The 17,986-nt window shown below is 44.0% G+C and carries 15 protein-coding genes; 3 read left to right on the top strand and 12 right to left on the bottom strand.

What is annotated here, in order from left to right; all coding sequences use genetic code 11:
• The first annotated feature begins 387 nt into the window (after positions 1–387).
• Positions 388–1,755: a Gfo/Idh/MocA family protein gene (locus R8806_RS09755; RefSeq protein ID WP_124317638.1), complete on the top strand. Its 1,368-nt coding sequence runs from the start codon at positions 388–390 to the stop codon at positions 1,753–1,755.
• 69 nt (positions 1,756–1,824) lie between these two features.
• Here the strand turns inward: R8806_RS09755 and R8806_RS09750 are convergent, their stop codons facing one another.
• The 12 genes from R8806_RS09750 to R8806_RS09695 form a co-directional block, all read right to left on the bottom strand.
• Positions 1,825–3,246 carry a monomeric [FeFe] hydrogenase gene (locus tag R8806_RS09750; RefSeq protein ID WP_151411516.1) on the bottom strand — a complete coding sequence of 474 codons (1,422 nt, stop codon included), beginning with the start codon at positions 3,244–3,246 and terminating at the stop codon, positions 1,825–1,827.
• Complete coding sequence (locus R8806_RS09745) at positions 3,236–3,490, bottom strand: NADH-quinone oxidoreductase subunit NuoE family protein (RefSeq protein WP_124317636.1); 255 nt, start codon at positions 3,488–3,490, stop codon at positions 3,236–3,238. The genes R8806_RS09750 and R8806_RS09745 overlap by 11 nt, the downstream gene beginning before the upstream one ends.
• A gap of 36 nt (positions 3,491–3,526) precedes the next feature.
• Positions 3,527–4,711 carry a SpoIIE family protein phosphatase gene (locus R8806_RS09740; protein WP_124317635.1) on the bottom strand — a complete coding sequence of 395 codons (1,185 nt, stop codon included), beginning with the start codon at positions 4,709–4,711 and terminating at the stop codon, positions 3,527–3,529.
• Positions 4,712–4,722: 11 nt separating this feature from the next.
• Positions 4,723–6,441, bottom strand: a complete 1,719-nt coding sequence (locus R8806_RS09735; RefSeq protein ID WP_124317634.1) for a [Fe-Fe] hydrogenase large subunit C-terminal domain-containing protein — start codon at positions 6,439–6,441, stop codon at positions 4,723–4,725.
• Positions 6,432–6,680: a (2Fe-2S) ferredoxin domain-containing protein gene (locus R8806_RS09730; RefSeq protein WP_018338306.1), complete on the bottom strand. Its 249-nt coding sequence runs from the start codon at positions 6,678–6,680 to the stop codon at positions 6,432–6,434. The genes R8806_RS09735 and R8806_RS09730 overlap by 10 nt, the downstream gene beginning before the upstream one ends.
• Before the next feature lie 264 nt (positions 6,681–6,944).
• Complete coding sequence (gene secDF, locus R8806_RS09725; RefSeq protein ID WP_124317882.1) at positions 6,945–9,950, bottom strand: protein translocase subunit SecDF; 3,006 nt, start codon at positions 9,948–9,950, stop codon at positions 6,945–6,947.
• Between the two features lie 97 nt (positions 9,951–10,047).
• Positions 10,048–10,473, bottom strand: a complete 426-nt coding sequence (locus R8806_RS09720; RefSeq protein WP_124317881.1) for a retropepsin-like aspartic protease — start codon at positions 10,471–10,473, stop codon at positions 10,048–10,050.
• 466 nt (positions 10,474–10,939) lie between these two features.
• Positions 10,940–12,340, bottom strand: a complete 1,401-nt coding sequence (gene creD, locus R8806_RS09715; RefSeq protein ID WP_124317880.1) for a cell envelope integrity protein CreD — start codon at positions 12,338–12,340, stop codon at positions 10,940–10,942.
• Between the two features lie 65 nt (positions 12,341–12,405).
• On the bottom strand, positions 12,406–12,708 hold the full coding sequence (locus R8806_RS09710; protein WP_151411517.1) for a winged helix-turn-helix domain-containing protein: 303 nt from the start codon (positions 12,706–12,708) through the stop codon (positions 12,406–12,408).
• A gap of 20 nt (positions 12,709–12,728) precedes the next feature.
• On the bottom strand, positions 12,729–13,382 hold the full coding sequence (locus tag R8806_RS09705) for a hypothetical protein (RefSeq protein ID WP_124316727.1): 654 nt from the start codon (positions 13,380–13,382) through the stop codon (positions 12,729–12,731).
• Between the two features lie 434 nt (positions 13,383–13,816).
• Positions 13,817–14,752: a malate dehydrogenase gene (gene mdh, locus R8806_RS09700; RefSeq protein ID WP_027202820.1), complete on the bottom strand. Its 936-nt coding sequence runs from the start codon at positions 14,750–14,752 to the stop codon at positions 13,817–13,819.
• Positions 14,753–14,949: 197 nt separating this feature from the next.
• Positions 14,950–16,365: an MATE family efflux transporter gene (locus tag R8806_RS09695; RefSeq protein ID WP_124316728.1), complete on the bottom strand. Its 1,416-nt coding sequence runs from the start codon at positions 16,363–16,365 to the stop codon at positions 14,950–14,952.
• A gap of 96 nt (positions 16,366–16,461) precedes the next feature.
• Between R8806_RS09695 and R8806_RS09690 the strand changes: the two genes are divergently transcribed.
• Entirely contained in the window at positions 16,462–17,433 is a 972-nt protein-coding gene (locus R8806_RS09690; RefSeq protein WP_124316729.1) for a D-alanine--D-alanine ligase, read from the top strand.
• Between the two features lie 16 nt (positions 17,434–17,449).
• Positions 17,450–17,974, top strand: coding sequence for a hypothetical protein (locus R8806_RS09685; RefSeq protein WP_124316730.1), 525 nt, complete (start codon positions 17,450–17,452; stop codon positions 17,972–17,974).
• The last annotated feature ends 12 nt before the right edge of the window (positions 17,975–17,986 follow it).

The following is a 17,986-nucleotide window of genomic DNA, read 5'->3' as shown; positions in this document are numbered from 1 at the left end:
TTATTTTATAGTTCATTTAGACCATCGAGCATTCAACCTGCATTCATCTTGCATTTATCCTCGATAAAATTAGTTCTTGATACGATTATGTTTGCATATCGGGTATTTCGTGTAGTATATTAGCTATTTGGAGAGATATACTTGGTTCATTGGCTAGGTATAGCCATTATATATCCAAGAATATCGAAAGGATAGCGAGGGATGGTTTGTTATGCGAATTAGATGAAACGTGTTTATTGGTAAAAACAAATGAACTAATGGCTGGGAGAGGTATTAATGTTATTTAAAATTTATATCTTTACACGTGATATGTTTGTTGTGTTTTTAATTTGACAATTTATGAGGAAAATAACGTTTGTATGTGTCGTGGCAGCCATTTTGTGCGGGATGATCTGTTCCTGTACTAATGGTGTATCAGAAAAAGAGACGAAGAAAAGTTTAATGATTGAGGTGCCTGTTCCCGAGCGTCCCGCTGGGCAGAAGGATGTAGTAAATTTGGTAACGCCGAAACTGGATACCGTGCGGGTAGGGTTTATCGGTTTGGGAATGAGGGGACCCGGTGCGGTGGAGCGGTTCCTGCATATACCCGGAACGAAGGTGGTTGCCTTGTGTGATATTCGCCCGGAGCAAGTGGAGAAATGTCAGGGAATTCTGAAGAAAGCAGGGATTCCGGAGGCTGCCGGTTACTCCGGGAGCGAGGATGCGTGGAAACAGCTTTGTGAACGGGAGGATATTAATTTAGTGTATATTGCTACGGATTGGCTACATCATGCCCCGATGGCGTTGTATGCCATGGAACATGGGAAGCACGTGGCGATCGAGGTGCCTGCCGCCATGAACATGGAGGAAATTTGGGCGTTGATTAATATGGCAGAGAAGAAACAGTTGCATTGCATGATGTTGGAGAATTGCGTGTATGATTTCTTCGAATTGACGACGTTGAATATGGCACAACAAGGTGTGTTTGGTGAAATCTTGCACGTGGAAGGGGCTTATATTCATAATTTGGAGGAATTTTGGCCTTATTACTGGAATAACTGGCGTATGGATTATAACCGGAAACACAGGGGAGATGTTTATGCTACTCACGGTATGGGACCGGCTTGTCAGTTGCTGGATATTCACCGGGGGGACAAAATGAATTACTTGGTATGTATGGATACGAAGGCTGTTTCTGCTCCCGAATATTTGAAGAATAAGACCGGGGAGGACGTGAAAGACTTCAAGAACGGGGATCACACGATCACGTTGATTCGCACGGAGAACGGGAAAACCATCCAAATTCAGCATGACGTGGTGTCGCCTCGTCCGTATAGCCGGATGTACCAATTGACGGGAACGAAAGGGTTTGCCAATAAATATCCGGTTGCGGGATATGCTTTGAAACCAACACAAATTTCATCAGATGTGGCTCCCGATCACGAGGATTTGAATTCTCACGGTTTTGTTCCGGAGGATGTGAAGAAGGCCCTGATGGAAAAATATAAACACCCGATTCAGATCGAGTTGGAAGAGCAAGCCAAAAAAGTGGGGGGACATGGTGGAATGGATTTTATCATGGATTACCGTTTGGTATATTGCTTGCGGAATGGATTACCATTAGATATGGACGTGTATGATTTGGCAGAATGGTGTTGTTTGGGTGAGCTGACTGCTCTTTCTTTAGAGAATAACAGTGCCCCGGTGGCGATTCCCGATTTCACTCGCGGAGGTTGGAACAAGACGAAAGGGTATCGTCACGCGATGGTGAAGTAAATTAATGATTTGAATATAAAAATAAAGGCGCTCTCCAATGGGGGCGCCTTTATTTTAAGTTATCTTATTTTATTTTTCTAACGCTTTTTTGATCTGCCGTTTGGCTAATGTAAGCGGAGCTAGTGAACAAGGTCCGTTCACGCAACCACCATCACACGCCATTACTTCGACAAACTGGGCTTCCGGTTTTTTCACCATAGTTTTCAGTAAAGTCTGATTTTTCTTGTCAAGTCCTTCGATGGAAAGAGTCGTGTAACCATTTCCAACAGCCTCTACAATAGCATTGCGAACCCCACCGGCTTGAGCGTATCCGCGGGCGAATTTCGTAACTTCCGGATCCAATGGTAATTCTTCACAAGTTTCCGGATTAATGTCATAAGCTACCATGAATGCTCCCAATTCTTCGAAACTCATCACGTAGTCTACTTCCGGAACGTACATTTCTGCTTCGTAACGTTTAGCCAGACACGGGCCGATAAATACGACTTCGGCATCCGGATATTGTTCTTTTACCCGGCGGGCGGCATAAACCATCGGGCTACGGGTGTCGGAAACAAATGGTTTTACCATAGGGGCGTGTTTGTCGACCCAACCCACGTAAGCCGGGCAGCAGGAAGTGGTCATGAAAGGTTTCCCTTCTTCCATGCGTTCCAAGAACTCGGCTGCCTCGTTGCGGGAAGTATCTTCTGCACCCAAAGCTACTTCTACCACGTCATCGAAACCGATGGCTTTGATGGCGGAAAGAATCTGTCCCGGAGTTGCATTGAACTGTCCGTAGATAGCCGGAGCCGGAATAGCTATGATTTTCTTGTCCGGGGCGGTAATGCTTTTGTACACGTCGATCACCTTGGAACGTTCCATGATCGCCCCGTAAGGACAAGTTTGCATACATTTTCCGCAATAGATACATTTATCTTTGTCAATATGCTCGGTTCCGTCTTCGCTTTTGGTGATCGCTTTCACCGGACAAACATCCTCGCAAGGTACGGGCGTGTACACGATTGCGTGGTAAGGGCAGACTTTAGAACACAGTCCGCAACCCACGCAGTCTTCCTGCGTGATGCAAGCTTTACCACCCTTGAAAGAGATAGCCGCTTTCGGGCAGTTCATCAAACAAGGACGTCCCTCGCAACCGCGACACATGTTGGTCACGAAGTACTGGGATTGCATACAAGCACTACAAGCCTCATGAACCACGGAAAGAATATTCTCTTTCGTGTTCTTGTTATCAAGTGCTTTCTGTGCGAATTCAGACAAGGGGATCAGGTCGATTTCCTCGTCCGTGATCTCGAAGCCCAAGATAGAGATAATCTTATGCTTCAAGATGTAGCGATCTTTATGCACGCAACACTTGATCGGTCTTTTATTTTTTGGGCGCATTTCCACTGGAATGTACTTCACCCCATTTACTAGATTTTCTTCCTTTAAAAGTTTTACAATTCTAATCAGTAACTCACGTTTCGTGAGCATCGCAAAATTGTCATATAACATTTCTTACTTCCTCTTTAACGATTTGTATTAAACTATTTTTACTAACGCCAGCAATACGTTTTCCATTTACTTCAATAAACGGTGGGGCTTGCTCACCTTTGCCACACCCTAAACATGGAGAATAGCTTACATTCAGATGTTCGAGGATATTTTGGGGAAGAGATTCAATCGTGTCTCTCAACTCTGCGCCACCCATGACATAGCACATGGTTCCTATGCATATTTTTACATTTACTTTTTCCATCGTGTTGTGAGTTGGTTTTGTTTTTGATTTTATCCCCTAAATATACATAATCTCTACATCTTTCAAATACTTTGTCTCCAATAAAAATTTTATTTTTTTGACCACGTTTCTCCGGATCTCTAACTCCACGGGAAGATTGGGATCCTGGTGCGCCGTGTTGATACGGGTTCCCACGAGTAACGTGATTTTATCACTATTCAACAACATTCTCACCATCAGCTCTGCCGGTCCGGCTTCCCGACGGCGGTCAATATCTCCTTCCGTCAGGATACGCTCAACCTTACCTAACGTCAGAATTCCTTCGGTGACAAGATCGACACCTTCCATCTTGGAGATGGGAGGGAGTTCTTTGTCCACGATATTCATGTCAACTTCCATTTTTGCTCCCAGTTCACGGGAGATAATGGTGGCCGTGGTTCCCCCGCACAGGATCTTTTTCCCTTGAAATTCCCGTACCCGGTTAGCCAGGTATTTATCGTTCTTCTCGTCGTAGGGAGGTCCGGTGCATACAAGCAAGTTACGGGGTTTTCGCATATAAATGACACAACAACTCGTGTCATCTTTCAGCGAGTAACCGTCGTTCTTTTCCGCTTGATTCACTATCTTATGTGCCAATTCCTTGGCGGATATATCATTATATTGATTTACTAGGTTTGCAATATATTCTTTTGCCCCGTCTTCCCAGCCAAAGGGCATTTTAGCCGTTCCCATGCCGGATTGGCTAACCCCGTCACTGAAGAAGATAATTCGATCTTCTTTTTCCAGCGTGAACTCGGAGATCCACAGAAACGTATTTTCAAGGTCTTCCCGTTCCACCGGAATTTTCTCCTTGGAAATACTGACGAAACGCCCGTTCCGGTACAAGTAGTAGGAGGGGGTTTCGTACTCGATAATTTTCACGTTACCGAAACAGTCGATGTCACAGATACAAAAGGTCGAATAACTGATCTTTCGCACCATGTCTTTCGGCAGGGTATTCATGATCGAGGTGGAGGTGCGTAGGATGCTCTCGTTCATGGCGGTAAAGTTCATGGCCATGGTTGCTGTCATCGTGGATAGGACACAGGCTTTGATCCCGCTTCCCAGACCATCTGATAACACGCTGATAACACGTCCCTCACCTTTTAGTTTTTGAGACATGAAACAATCCCCGCAGACAACATTGCCCGCTTTATTCTTCTGGAAGAAGTCAACCTCGATGAAATTACCGTTGTTTCTCAAGACAAATGAAATTAGAGTGGTTTCTTTTGATCATTTTTCTTGTAAGCCTCCATTACGGAGCGTAACGTTGCATCCGTGAAAGCGGCATTTTCTCCAAGCAAACAAGCTACTTGCTGGACGGTTTCCATGTGTTTCTTGATTACTTCTTGGGTCTTTTCGAGCATCCATTCTTTACGGACATAAGGTTCGCGTAAATCCTGTAATAACCCGAAAACCAACCGGTGAGGTTGTATGTTATAGATGGATATAATCCATGTGCGGTCTTCTTCCCGTACCTGTCGTTCGATAATTTCCTTACCGGTTGTCAACACGGCACGGAACAAGTCCTCGTAGGAACAGATGTTTTTCAGCTCCATACCGTTCAAACCGGGATCGACCTCGTAAATAGAGGCAATGTCCTCTCCCATGAGTGTGGCGCAGGATTGATTCATGTCTACGACTTTCAATTCCGAGTTGACGAGTAATACTCCGGCCGGAATCTTTTGGAGGAGTACGGTGGCCTTATCATGTGCGATTCTTCTCATGTAAGATACACACATATTTTCTTCGGCCCGCCCTTCCAGCATGGCAATGGCGAAATCACGACAAGTGTCGTAACCGCAACCACTACAATTTAATTCGTCTTCAGGTCCGGTTTTGCCCACGACGGCCATAGCCTGTTTGATTTCCTCTTCCGTGTAGGTGTGATCTTGCACGTGAGGGTCTTTGCAGAATAGAATCTGCAAATCGATATTTTTGAAATCATCCTTGGGGTTTCCCAATTCTGATTGATGAATAATCTCGTATCTTTTTAAGGCCGGGGATATGTGGCTCAATTTGGCAGGACCGTTGATGCATCCGCCCTTGCAAGCCAATAATTCCAAGAAAATGGAATCGTTCTCCCGGTGTGAATCCAGTTCTTTCAACACGTCTTTCACGGTTGAAAGTTCCGAGAAAGCCATGTGATGTATTTGTTTTTTGCCCTCTTGCATCCCTTTTAGCATCCCACCTTCGATAGGGTAGTAAGCGCCCAAGCCGGAACGGTAAGGCACGAAGCGGGCCTCCGGTTGATTTGGTGCGATATTTTTCAAGTTGATGTCGGATTGTTCGAACCATTTTTTCAGGTCCTTGAACGTGATCACCACGTCAACTAGATTGTTAAAGTAGTCAGCTTCCAACTTCTTGCAGATACAGGGACCTGCAAACACGATTTTCACATCTTCCCCGTACAATTGTTTCAGAATCTTGGCGTGAGCCAGCATGGGAGAAATAATCGGTGTGATAAAACGTGCGTGATCCGGGGAATATTTTCGGATATATTCAACAACAACCGGACAAGCCGAAGAGATGTACACGCCATTTTCGGCTTCTTCTAGGAATTTCTCGGTTCTATCCGTGACGATTTCAGCTCCAAGGGCAGTTTCCGATACACTTGTGAAACCTAAACGTTTGATGGCGGCAATCAGCACACTGGAATGAATTCCTTCGAATTCACTCACGTACGAGGGGGCCAGTGATAGAATGACTTTGGGATTCTGCGTAAGGGTTAATTTCGCACGGGTTAACCCGTCACGTATCTTTTTAGCCCCGGTTGGACACACTTGCGTGCAATGCCCGCAGTAGATGCAACGATCTTCAATGATAGATGCTTGGTTGTTTTCCATCCGGATTGCCTTCACGGGACATTCCCGGATACATTTATAACAATCCTGACAATTGTCCGGTTCTGTATAGATGGGTCTCAGTTGCATGGGAATTCTTCTTGTAAGATTTTGTACAAACGCGATAGATTTACTTCTTCATACACTTTGTCATCGATCCGGATAATAGGACCCTTACTACACAATTCCTCGCACAAATGCCCGCAGAAATCGATCTCTGCTTCCAAGTTATTTTCACTCAGATATTTCTTAATTGCTCCGAGGTTGGTATTGTTTCCCCGGGAAAAACAAGAACTTCCTAAACAGATTCTGATCTGACGCTTTGACATACTTGTAATTGTTCGATTATCCTGTTGCTGCTTTCTACGTTACAAAAGTAGGATATTTATTGTTATAAACCCAATTATATTGCAACTTTAATATTGATATATCATTTTTACTTTCAATTTGTAACTTTTTTGATGTTATGGAAGGGGGATTGTGGGACACCGGCATGTGTATACTGCAATACCGGGGAGTGAGCCTTTTATCTCGTGTGCAAAAAAATAGCTCCTTTTTACAGGAGCTATTTTGTATAAACTTGAAATATTTTTTTATTTCTTCTCTTCTACTTTCTTTTTGAATCTTCTGGTTAAGTCGAAAGAAATAGGAGTTGCGATGAACAGTGATGAGTATGTACCGACAATGATACCTACTAACAAGGCGAAAATGAATCCCTTGATTGAAGCACCACCGAAAACGAATATCGCTAACAACACGACGATGGTTGACAATGAAGTACTGAATGTACGACGTAACGTAGAGTTCAACGCATCATTTACTACTTGTTCATCATCACGTTTGGGGTATAGTTTACGGTACTCACGGATACGGTCGAATACAACCACGGTATCGTTGATTGTGTAACCAACAACCGTCAACACGGCAGCGATAAAGGATTGATCAACTTCCAAAGAGAACGGTAACAGACCTGCAAACAAGGAGAATGCCCCGATTACGATGATCGTGTTATGAGCCAAGCCGACAACAGCTCCGGCACCATATTGCCATCTGGAGAATCGTACCATAATGTAGATAAAGATACCGATCAAGGCGAATAATACGGACCATACAGCAGCTCTTGTCATGTCCTCAGCCACGGCGGGTCCGATCTTTTGTGTCTGTTGCAAGTTCACGCTGCGGAAAGTTTCGTAGTCTGTTCCGGCGGGAAGAATTTCTTGTAACCCGATATATAATAATGAGTCCACATTCGCATCAACCTCAGCTCCGGTTTCAGCAATCCGGTATTTCGTGGTGATCTTCACGTTATTTGCAGTTCCTACGGTCTTCACTTCCGGAGCGCTTCCGTAAACTTCTGCCAGTTTCTCTGCAACATCACCCACTTGTACGTCTTGTGCAAAAGTCACGGTATAAGTTCTACCTCCCACGAAGTCGATACCTTTATCCAAACCTCTAGTAAACAGGGATACGAAACAAAGTACAATCACGATACCGGAAATCGTGTAACTGATTTTCCGTTTTTTCAAAAACGGAAACTTGGTATTTCTCAACCAGTTTGCAGTTAACGGGGTTGTGAAGGTAACATTGTCACTCTTGGATGCAGCTCTTTCAAGGATCAAACGAGTGATGAAGATTGCTGTGAATAGAGAAGAAAGGATACCGATGATCAACGTGGTTGCGAAACCTTTGATCGGGCCTTCTCCGAAGTAGTACAGGATAAATCCAGTTAATAACGTGGTCAACTGACCGTCGATAATAGCCGAGTAGGCATTACTGTAACCTTCCTTGATTGCAAGTTTCAATCCCTTACCGGCTCTGATTTCCTCTTGGATACGTTCGTAGATCAACACGTTGGCATCGACGGCCATACCCATGGTCAACACGATACCGGCAATACCGGGTAAGGTCAATACGGCTCCAATGGATGCCAGAATACCGAACAAGAAGAACAAGTTGGCGAGCAATGCGATATCGGCAGCCAAACCGGCATTCTTACTATAAAAGAATAACATATAGGCCAATACCAACACGAACGCAATGATGAATGACCACATACCGGATTGAATAGCCTCTTGTCCCAGTGATGCTCCAACCACCTCGTCAGCGATGATACGTGCGGGGGCGGGTAATTTACCGGATTTCAAGATGTTTGCAAGGTCTCCTGCCTCTTTCACGTCAAAACGTCCGGAAATCTGAGAGCTACCGCCCTTAATCTCGTCGTTTACGTTGGGAGAGGATGCAACCATACCGTCAAGTACGATAGCGATGCAACGTCCGATATTATCTTTTGTCAAACGAGCCCATGTTTTGGTTCCCTCTCCGTTCATCTGCATGGAAACAACCGGACGACCTTGTTGATCATAGTCTTGTCTTGCATCAATTACAGCGTCTCCTTCAAGTGGGGCTTTACCGTTACGAGTGGTAATCTTGATCGCGTGTAAAGGAACCATGCCATTTACAGCTTTCATTTCCCACAACAAACGTGCGTTTCTGGGGAAAGCTGCTTTTACTTGCGGTAATCTTAAATAGGCGTTAATTTTAGCCGTATCTTTAATGTTGGCATATCCAATTGTAGAACCACCCACGGGTTGACCTTGTTGAGTCATGTTGGGTGATAATATGGCAAGAAGTGGATGTTCTTTCTCGTATTCAGCCATGCTGGTTACCGTTTTCAATGAATCGGATTCACCTTTGATCGCGTCTAGGATGGCTGATTCTTTATCTTGCACTTTAGTCGTGTCAGTTACCTGAGCAGTTGTTTCTTCATTCGCAACTTTGGATGCTTGGGCGTCAAGAACCTCTTTTAGTTTTTGATCAGCGGCTGCCAAGTAGTTGATGAATGCATCTTCTCCGGCATCTTGTCCCTTTGCGTTGTCGAATGTTTCATAGAATTCCAAAGCGGCAGTTCCTTGTAACAACTCTCTCACACGTTGCGGTTCCTTGATACCCGGCAACTCGATAACGATTCTTCCGGAGATGTCAGCTTTACGGATATTGGGTTGAGCAACACCAAAACGGTCGATACGAGTACGAAGAATGTTAAACGTGTTGTCGATAGCTCCGTCAGCCTCTTTGCGGATCACGTCAAGAACTTCCTTGTTGCTAGCTCCGACTTTGATCTTTTCTTTCATTTCGTGAGTACCGAAAATAGCCGGGGATGCCAGTTGCGCTCCCGGGGCAATTTTTTCGAAAGCCTCACCGAAAAGGGTTACGAAGTCTTTCGGGCTGGAAACTCTCATCTTCACGGCTTCCTCGATTGCTTGATTGAAAGCGGGATCCGTGCTGTGGTTTGCTAGACTTTTTACCACGTCTACCACGTCAACTTCCATGGTCACGTTCATACCACCCTTCAAGTCCAAACCGAGGTTCAGTTCCAACTCCTTACATTCCTTGTAAGTGAATTTGGCCAAACCGAGGAAATTGTAGACGGGTTGGTTTGCGACCGAATCTAAATACTCTTTCTCTTTAATAGGGTTACCGTTGGCGAACTCCTTCGCCGCGTTCTCTACCTGGTTGGTTTTATAAGTAAAAAACAACTGATAAAGACTCACCAATGCCAAAGCAACAGCGAGTAGTGTAATCGCTCCTTTATTCTGCATCTGTTTAATGAATTTATAATTACTTAAGCTTCAATTCTTCTTTTAACACATATTTAGTGCGCAAAAGTATAACAATTTTTTCAAAATTGCTATACAATTAGGCAGATACTTTTAATGTTAACTCCTTATTTCCATAATCAATGACCGCCTCATGCCTAACGAGAAAATCACTCCCCAACAATCCGGCAACCCTGCGCTGCAGGTGTTTGTCGTATAGAGAATTCACGTACTGCAAGTCGATGACTGCCGCGTGGATATTCTCGATTGTGTGGTTATCGATCTGTAGAGCCGTGATATTCACAAGCTGGACCTCATTAATTTCTCCGCACACCCCCCCGGAGTTAATCTCGGAAACATCATCCAGCGGTTCATAGCTAAACGGTGTAAGTTTGTCTATGACCGTCACGGATGCTCCCGTGTCTATAATGAAATCTCCCTCAATGCTACCGATTTGCAGAGAGACGATGATGTGAAAGCTGTTATCTTCCAGTTCAACGATCTCTATCGGAATCTTTATCTCCATATTTTAAAGTTTGCACAAACTTACGCATTTTCGGTGAAATCCAAAAAAGAGGAATGTTAATTTCAGAAAGAAATCGAGGAATAAAGCTAATAATTACAATTCGTTAATCCTGAAGTATGCTGTTCTTAGCACGATATGAATAAACAGTTGAACGTGTAAATGGTTATTAGAGAAGAAAATGCTACGGATAAAATTCCCAGTAAAATTATGTTGGCAGTTTGGGACTTAATATTGTAAAGGCCTATGATCACACTGGCTATGGATTGCAATCCGGAAATCCCGGAAATCGCTAGGGCAAGATAATGGCCGAGACGATTGTCGTATATTCCTATCGAGTACAAGGTAACTAGGAAAACAACGAGTAGGGATAGCGTGATGGATAAATTGTGTATCCAGAATTTTTTCATGATGTTGTCGATTTTTGTTTTTCCCCTTTCCGGTTGATCCCGGAAAGAGGAAAAAGTGGTTATTGGTTATTATACCAGTTTATTTTTTGAGAGAAATACATGATAATCGCTAAGATAACGAATAATCCGATGCTCCCCACCAGCAAGGCGTAGGTTTCCAGTTGGATCAGGAAGAAAATGTAGGCGTAAAGGCAAGCCAGAAGTCCCCCGATCGTTAATGCCGTTTTCTTTATTTTTAAAATACCGATCATGTAGAATGTGATTAGTAAAGTAGTCATGAGAGCAGAGATGATATAGGCAGGGGTGAATCCGATATGTTCGGACGTGGAGACTAATAGCGTGTAGAACAAGCATAGGGCCAGCCCGACAAGTAAATATTGAACCGGGTGAATGTTCTTTTTCTGGAATATTTCCACGAAGAAACTGACAACGAAAGTCAATATGATGATTAAAAAGGCGTATTTAGCGGAGCGTGTGGATTTCTGGTATTGGTCTACCGGGAACAGGAGATCTACCCCGAATGTGGATTCCGTAATGGCGTAGTTCGTGTATTGGAATCCCAAATTGTCATCCGTTATGTCCCTGTATGCGTTCGTGGTGGCACGATAGGGACTCTCTTTGAGAATCTGTGAATAGTTCCGGTTGAATTCCAGTACTTCCCATTTGCTCGTGAAACCTTCTGGCGAGACCTCTCGTTCCGTGGGTAAAAAGGCTCCATTAAAGCTTGGGGTTTGACAATTTGAACGAATGGCGACTTTTGTTGTTCTGCCAAGAGGGGTAAATTGAATGGACTCGGAGCCTTTCAGTTTGAGTTTTATCGTGAAATGAACGATCGAATCGTTTGCAAACAGTTGTTGTGGCGTGATTTTCGATGATATGCCGGAAACGACGAGGCTGTGGGGATCAACCCCCGGTGTGAAATTCAGTTTCCGGTTGTCCCATTCCAGCGAGATTTGTTCGTTGATTCCTCGCAAATCACTGATTCCAAGGTTGATTGTGGCACCTTCAATCAATTTGTCGTTGGGGAATAGGTTGCTTTCTTTTAAGTCTCTGGCCGAGAATGTCCCGGTAATCTCCAGCGTGGAATTGTAAACGATAATTTCATATAATCCTCGTTTGAGTTCCTGCGTGTTGACGTCTCCAGTGATATTCAGTTGTTCGGGAAGATAATTGATATATCCCTTTTTGTTCTCTCCTTTTTCGTTCTGGTAAAAATAAGGGATGGTTAATATCGGACCAATGAGGGTTTGAGACTTGCTCCATTTTTGTTGAACCTCTTGTGCGGCAGCATCTGCTGTCATTTCCCTTTCATTGATTAGCCCTCGAATCATGCTCATGGGGATGAAAGACAAGAGGATAAGGAAGGCTATGAGTACGATCTTTAGAACTAAAGAGTCTTGTTTGTTGAGACTTTTTCGTGTGCCGTTCTCTTTTTGATTTTTTGCTGTTTGTTCGTCCATGGTGTATTGTATTTAATGTTATTTGAAAAGAACTTTGAATTTCAAAGCATAATGAGTAAAAAAAATTATATATTCTGATTCTTTAAAAACTCTTCCAAGGCGTTTAAATGTTTCGCAAAAGCTTCCCGGCCTTTCTGCGTGACGGAGAACGTCGTGTTGGGGCGTCGTCCGATGAATTGTTTCTGGCATTGGATATATCCCAATTCCTCAAGACTCCTTGTGTGGCTGGCTAGATTCCCGTCCGTGAGATCGAGTAAATTCTTGAGTGTTACGAAATCTACCGATTCGTTGACAACCAAGATGGACATGATTCCTAGGCGTGCCTTGCTTTCAAAAGCCTTGTTTATATTTTCAAGGTATTCTTTCATGGATCGCAATTTACATTTGGTTACGGCCTTGCCGGATGCTGTTTGTGTTCAACTTTATAATAAAAGTATATTCCTGCCGCTATATGAAGTAATCCGAAACCTATAACCCAGAATAGAAGGGCATGGGTGATCACGAAACTGTCAACGAGGCCTAACAGTATCTCTGCGTAGCCTAAGTAGCGTATGTCCGAATAGGTGTATTTGGAACAATTCACGAGAGATAACCCGTAGAAAATGAGCATTATGGAAGAGGTTAATCCGTAGTATTGCTGCCAGATTAAAGAGAAACAAAGGATTCCCCCGGTCAGCAAGGGAAGAAAGAAGTTCCAGAGTAAACGGTGGACGGATTTATCTTTAAAGATGTTTCTACATCCTTTTTTGGCTTTTTGGTAGCTCATCGTGAATGCGGTGAGGAGTGAGAGTGCGAGTACTCCCAGCGCGATCAAGCAAATTGATGCGAGCTGGTAAGTGGTGTTGATATTTAATAATGGTATATTAAACAAGGTGTCAAAAGAGTCTTGTTTGTTTAGAATAAAGTAGGCCAAGCCGGTTCCGATGCAGGCATAAATGCCAACGAGAATAGCGGAAATTCCGCTTATCGACATGAATTTCGTGGATTTTTCCATGAGTTCTTTGATGTCGTGTAATGTATCGAGCGCTTCTTTATTTTCCATATTCTAAAAGTTCTTTGTATTGCAAAGTTAAAATAGATTTTTCATTAAATCAACAGTCGTGTGAATTATTTTATAAAATGGTGCGAGGAAACTAAAAGGTAAAGCTTGAAGAACGAGGGTTGAGGGGGATTGTGTATCGGAATCCACGGTAATACTACCGATATACTAGGGTAATAATCTCTCTCTTGCGTTACATCCCCGGAGATCAACCGTTACTCGGATAATGGGGAAGGGCGATGAAAGGGTGATGAAAGGGCGATGAAAGGAAGGTAGGAGATCTAAACGGTAGTATTACCATTTATTTACGGTTAGATTGCTTGGAATAGATGATATGTCATGAAAGGATTTTTTCACAACAAGGAAGATTAAAATAAAAACCGTCCCGGCGCCCCGGAACGGTTTTTTAAAGAATGATCGTGAAGTACTATTGTTAGTTAAAATAATTTCATGTTGTCAAGTACATCCATTACTGATCTAACAGCTTTAGCTGATTGAGCCAATAATTCTTGTTCGTCCTTGTCAAGTTTTACCTCGATAATTTTCTCGATACCATTCTTACCCAAGATTACCGGAACTCCTAAATAGATGTTGTTCATTCCGTATTCGCCATTCAACAAAGCGCAAACCGGGAATACTCTTCTGTGGTTGCACACGATTGCCTCAACCATTTGAGCGGCTGCTGCACCGGGAGCGTACCATGCTGAAGTACCCATCAATTTAACTAGTTCGCCACCGCCAACTTTCGTTCTTTCGATGATAGCGTTCAACGTGTCATGGTCAATCAAGTCAGTTACAGGAATACCTGAAACCGTGGTGTATCTTGGGAGCGGAACCATCGTGTCCCCGTGTCCACCTAATAACAAGGCTTGAATATCTTTCGGGGAAACATTCAATGCTTCAGCTAGGAATGCTCTGTAACGGGCGGTATCCAAAATACCGGCCATACCGAATACACGACTTGAATCGACTTTGGCAGTCAAGTAAGCGCAGTAGCACATTACGTCAAGCGGGTTAGACACGATAATAATCTTGGCATTCGGAGAATGTTTGATAATATTTTCAGTAACTGATTTTACAATACCGGCGTTTGTTGCGATTAAGTCATCACGGCTCATACCCGGTTTACGGGGAAGACCTGAAGTGATTACCACAACTTCTGAATTATTGGTAGCCTCGTAATCGTTAGTTACACCTTTGATACGGGTGTCATAAAGATTGATCGGGGCGGTTTGCCACATATCCAATGATTTACCTTCTGCAACGCCTTCTTTAATGTCCAGAAGAACAACTTCATTCACGATGTCCTTTTCAGCGATGCAGTTCGCGCAAGTTGCACCAACGTTTCCTGCTCCTACAACTGTTACTTTCATTTCTGTAATTTTTTTATTGTTATACGTTTCTTAAATGGCTATTTGTTGCTTTTTAACGCCGTCAAATGTAAGCCTTATTTTTTACATCAACAATCTTTATGCCGAAAAATTACAGAATTTTTTCTGTAATAATTTCATGTCGTTTTGACACGAAAAGAACGAGATTCTTATTGAATTCCGGTTTATACTTTCAATTTTCAATTAAATTGCTGCCAAAGACGACTTGCCACGGCGTGCATTTTTCCTAGGATTCCAGTGGGTTTGTAGCGTCCACTTAGTAGGCGTTTTTGAAATGATTGATACCAGATAGCCAGCACGATGCCCTTCATCACGCTGGAGATCGAGATGCTCCACCAGATGCCGTTTAGGCCGAGCGTGGGGAAGGAAACCAAGTAATAGGCCAACGGGATTCTGGCTCCCGTGAGGATGATTCCCACGATGGCGGGCGGGGTGGTACGTCCGCAACCGTTGAAAGCCCCGGCGGTGACCTGTTCGATGGCTGAGAATATTTGGGAAATAGCGAGAATTTTCAGGTATGCACTTCCTGCAACAAGTGTCTGCGGTTCGTTGATAAACACGCTGAATATTTCTTTGCTGAAAAACAGAAAGGCGAGACAAGCGATCAAGGCGATTCCCCCGGCGAGTTTCAACGTGTAATGGTATCCCAAGCGTATGCGGTCCAAGTTGCGGGCTCCGAAGTTTTGTCCAGTAAAAGCTGCCAACGCGGTGGAAAAACCGGCGGCGGTCATCCACGTGATCGCCTCTATCTGGGCGCCCACGCTTTGCACGGCAACCCCGATATGTCCCCATTGGGCCGCCACGGTGGCCAGAGTCAAGGAGAACATGGCGAATAAAGCACTTTGCATGCTTACGGGTAAACCGAGCGAGACGACGCGTTTCACGAACCGGGCTCTTAGCCGGGTGACAAAGTAGAGTTTTCCGATGGATGAATTACGGAAATAAAGGTTATAAATGAAGATGGAAAACACGACTAACTGGGAGAAGGTCGTGGCAATGGCTGCCCCTGCCGTTCCCATTGCGGGAACAAAACTGTACCCGTATATTAATAGCGGATCAAGAATGATGTTGAATATTAATCCGGTGGCGACAATCTTCAACGGGGTTTTACTGTTTCCTTGCCCATTATATAGCCCGCTATACGTGTTGTTATTGAACGTGAAGAACAGTCCGGGTGTGATCAGGCGCATGTACATGATGGACAGTTCCGAGATATTCTCTTCCAAGTGAAACAACCCGACCAGCATGGGAGCCGCGATATAAATAAAACAAGCGTAACCCAAGGCAATGATGGATGACAACATGGCCGATTGGTTGGCGTATGCCCGGGTCCTTTTGCTTGCCCGAGCCCCCAAGGATTGGGAGATCGTGACCTCTGCCCCGACTTTACTAATGAATGATAAAGCGTTACCTAACCACGTGAAGAATCCGGCGACACCGACTGCGGCCACGCTTTCGCTACCTAGATGTCCCAGCCAGATCATGTCGGTCATGCTGTATGCCATTTGAACGAAAGAGGCCGTGATAAGGGGAATTGCCATACTCCAAATTCCCTTGCTGATGCTGCCTTGTGTCAGGTCGTTTATCTTTGTCATATCCTTGTGTTATTGAGGCTTGCAAAAATATAAACTTTTTGTCATCTCCTATTCTCTTTTTTGTATTTTTGTTGTGTTATAAAAGATGAATTCAAAATGAAAAATATTGCCATTATCGCTGGTGGAAATTCCTCAGAATATGAGGTTTCCATGAAATCTGGGAAGAATATATATGATGAGGTTGATGAAACTAGGTACAATAAATATCTTGTTGTTCTGAAAGAACGGGATTGGCACGTGGAGATCGGGGAGGAAAAATACCCCGTGGATAAGAATGATTTCTCGTTTACCCGGAACGGGGAGAAGATCTTGTTTGATTTTGCCTATATCACGATACATGGAGTCCCGGGGGAGAACGGGTTGTTGCAGGGGTATTTGGATATGATGGGTGTACCTTACGGGTGCTGTAACGTGTTGGCCTCTGCCTTGACTTTCGATAAACACACGTGTAATACTTATTTGAAGAGTTACGGGGTAAACGTGGCTGATTCCGTGATGTTGATTCGGGGAATGGCATACGACGTGAACGAGATTATCAACGAGGTGGGGTTACCTTGCTTCGTGAAACCGAATGCCGAAGGTTCCAGTTTCGGGGTGACGAAAGTAAAGGAGGCTGCCCAGTTGGAAGATGCCTTGAAAAAGGCTTTTGCTCTCTGCCGGGAAGTGTTGATCGAGACATTTATCGACGGGACGGAACTGACTTGCGGGGTCGTGAAGGCCGGGGATATGGATATTACCATGCCGATTGCCGAGGTGGTTCCGAAGAACGAGTTTTTTGATTTCGAGGCAAAATATGATCCTACGAAGTCGGATGAAATTATCCCGGCTCGCATCTCGCCCGAACTGACTAACCGGATCAAGACATTGTCTTCGATGATTTACGATATATTAAGATGTGAAGGGATCATTCGGGTGGATTATATCGTGCGGGAGGACGAGATTTTTATGTTGGAGGTGAACACTACGCCGGGAATGACTTCCAATAGTTTCGTGCCGAAGATGGTGCGTGCCATGGGAGGAACGTTGCGGGAGGTATTGACGAAGATTATAGATAACAAGTTAAACTGATAAATTTAAATTACAAATGAGACGAATTGTTACCACGTTAATGGCTGCCTGCCTACTATTTTTTGTCGCTTGTTCGGATGAGGGGGATGATGTTACTATATATAATGGTGATACATTCACGTCTGATTACAAGGCGAATCAAATGTATTCCACCCTTTCATTATATGAAAGTATTGCCCGTCAGCCGGAAATGGCAAAAGAGTTGATACAAGCTACGGCAAAATTGGCTCAGTATGACACGATTACTGCTATCACTCCATTGGATAAAGAGGCGGAAGTGGAACGGGGAACGGCTCGGGGAAAATGTCTGTCAGCTTGCTTTTCCGCTATTGCCCGCCAACCGGAAGCGTATGATAATATTGTCTGGGCTGCCGAGAAGTTTCTAGGGACAACAGAGATAAAATCGATGTCCGAGAAAATATTGAAATATTCCCGTTTATACGCTTTGGAAGGGGTGACGGAGTCTTTAGCTCGTCAGCCGGAAATCATGGACGTGTTTGATTCTTTTTCTATGAAGTTCTTGGGTACCGGAATAAAATAATCCCACTTTCAC

The sequence above is a fragment of the Butyricimonas faecihominis genome, assembly GCF_033096445.1.
GTDB lineage: Bacteria > Bacteroidota > Bacteroidia > Bacteroidales > Marinifilaceae > Butyricimonas > Butyricimonas faecihominis.
This window is presented reverse-complemented; position numbering and strand designations above follow the sequence as displayed.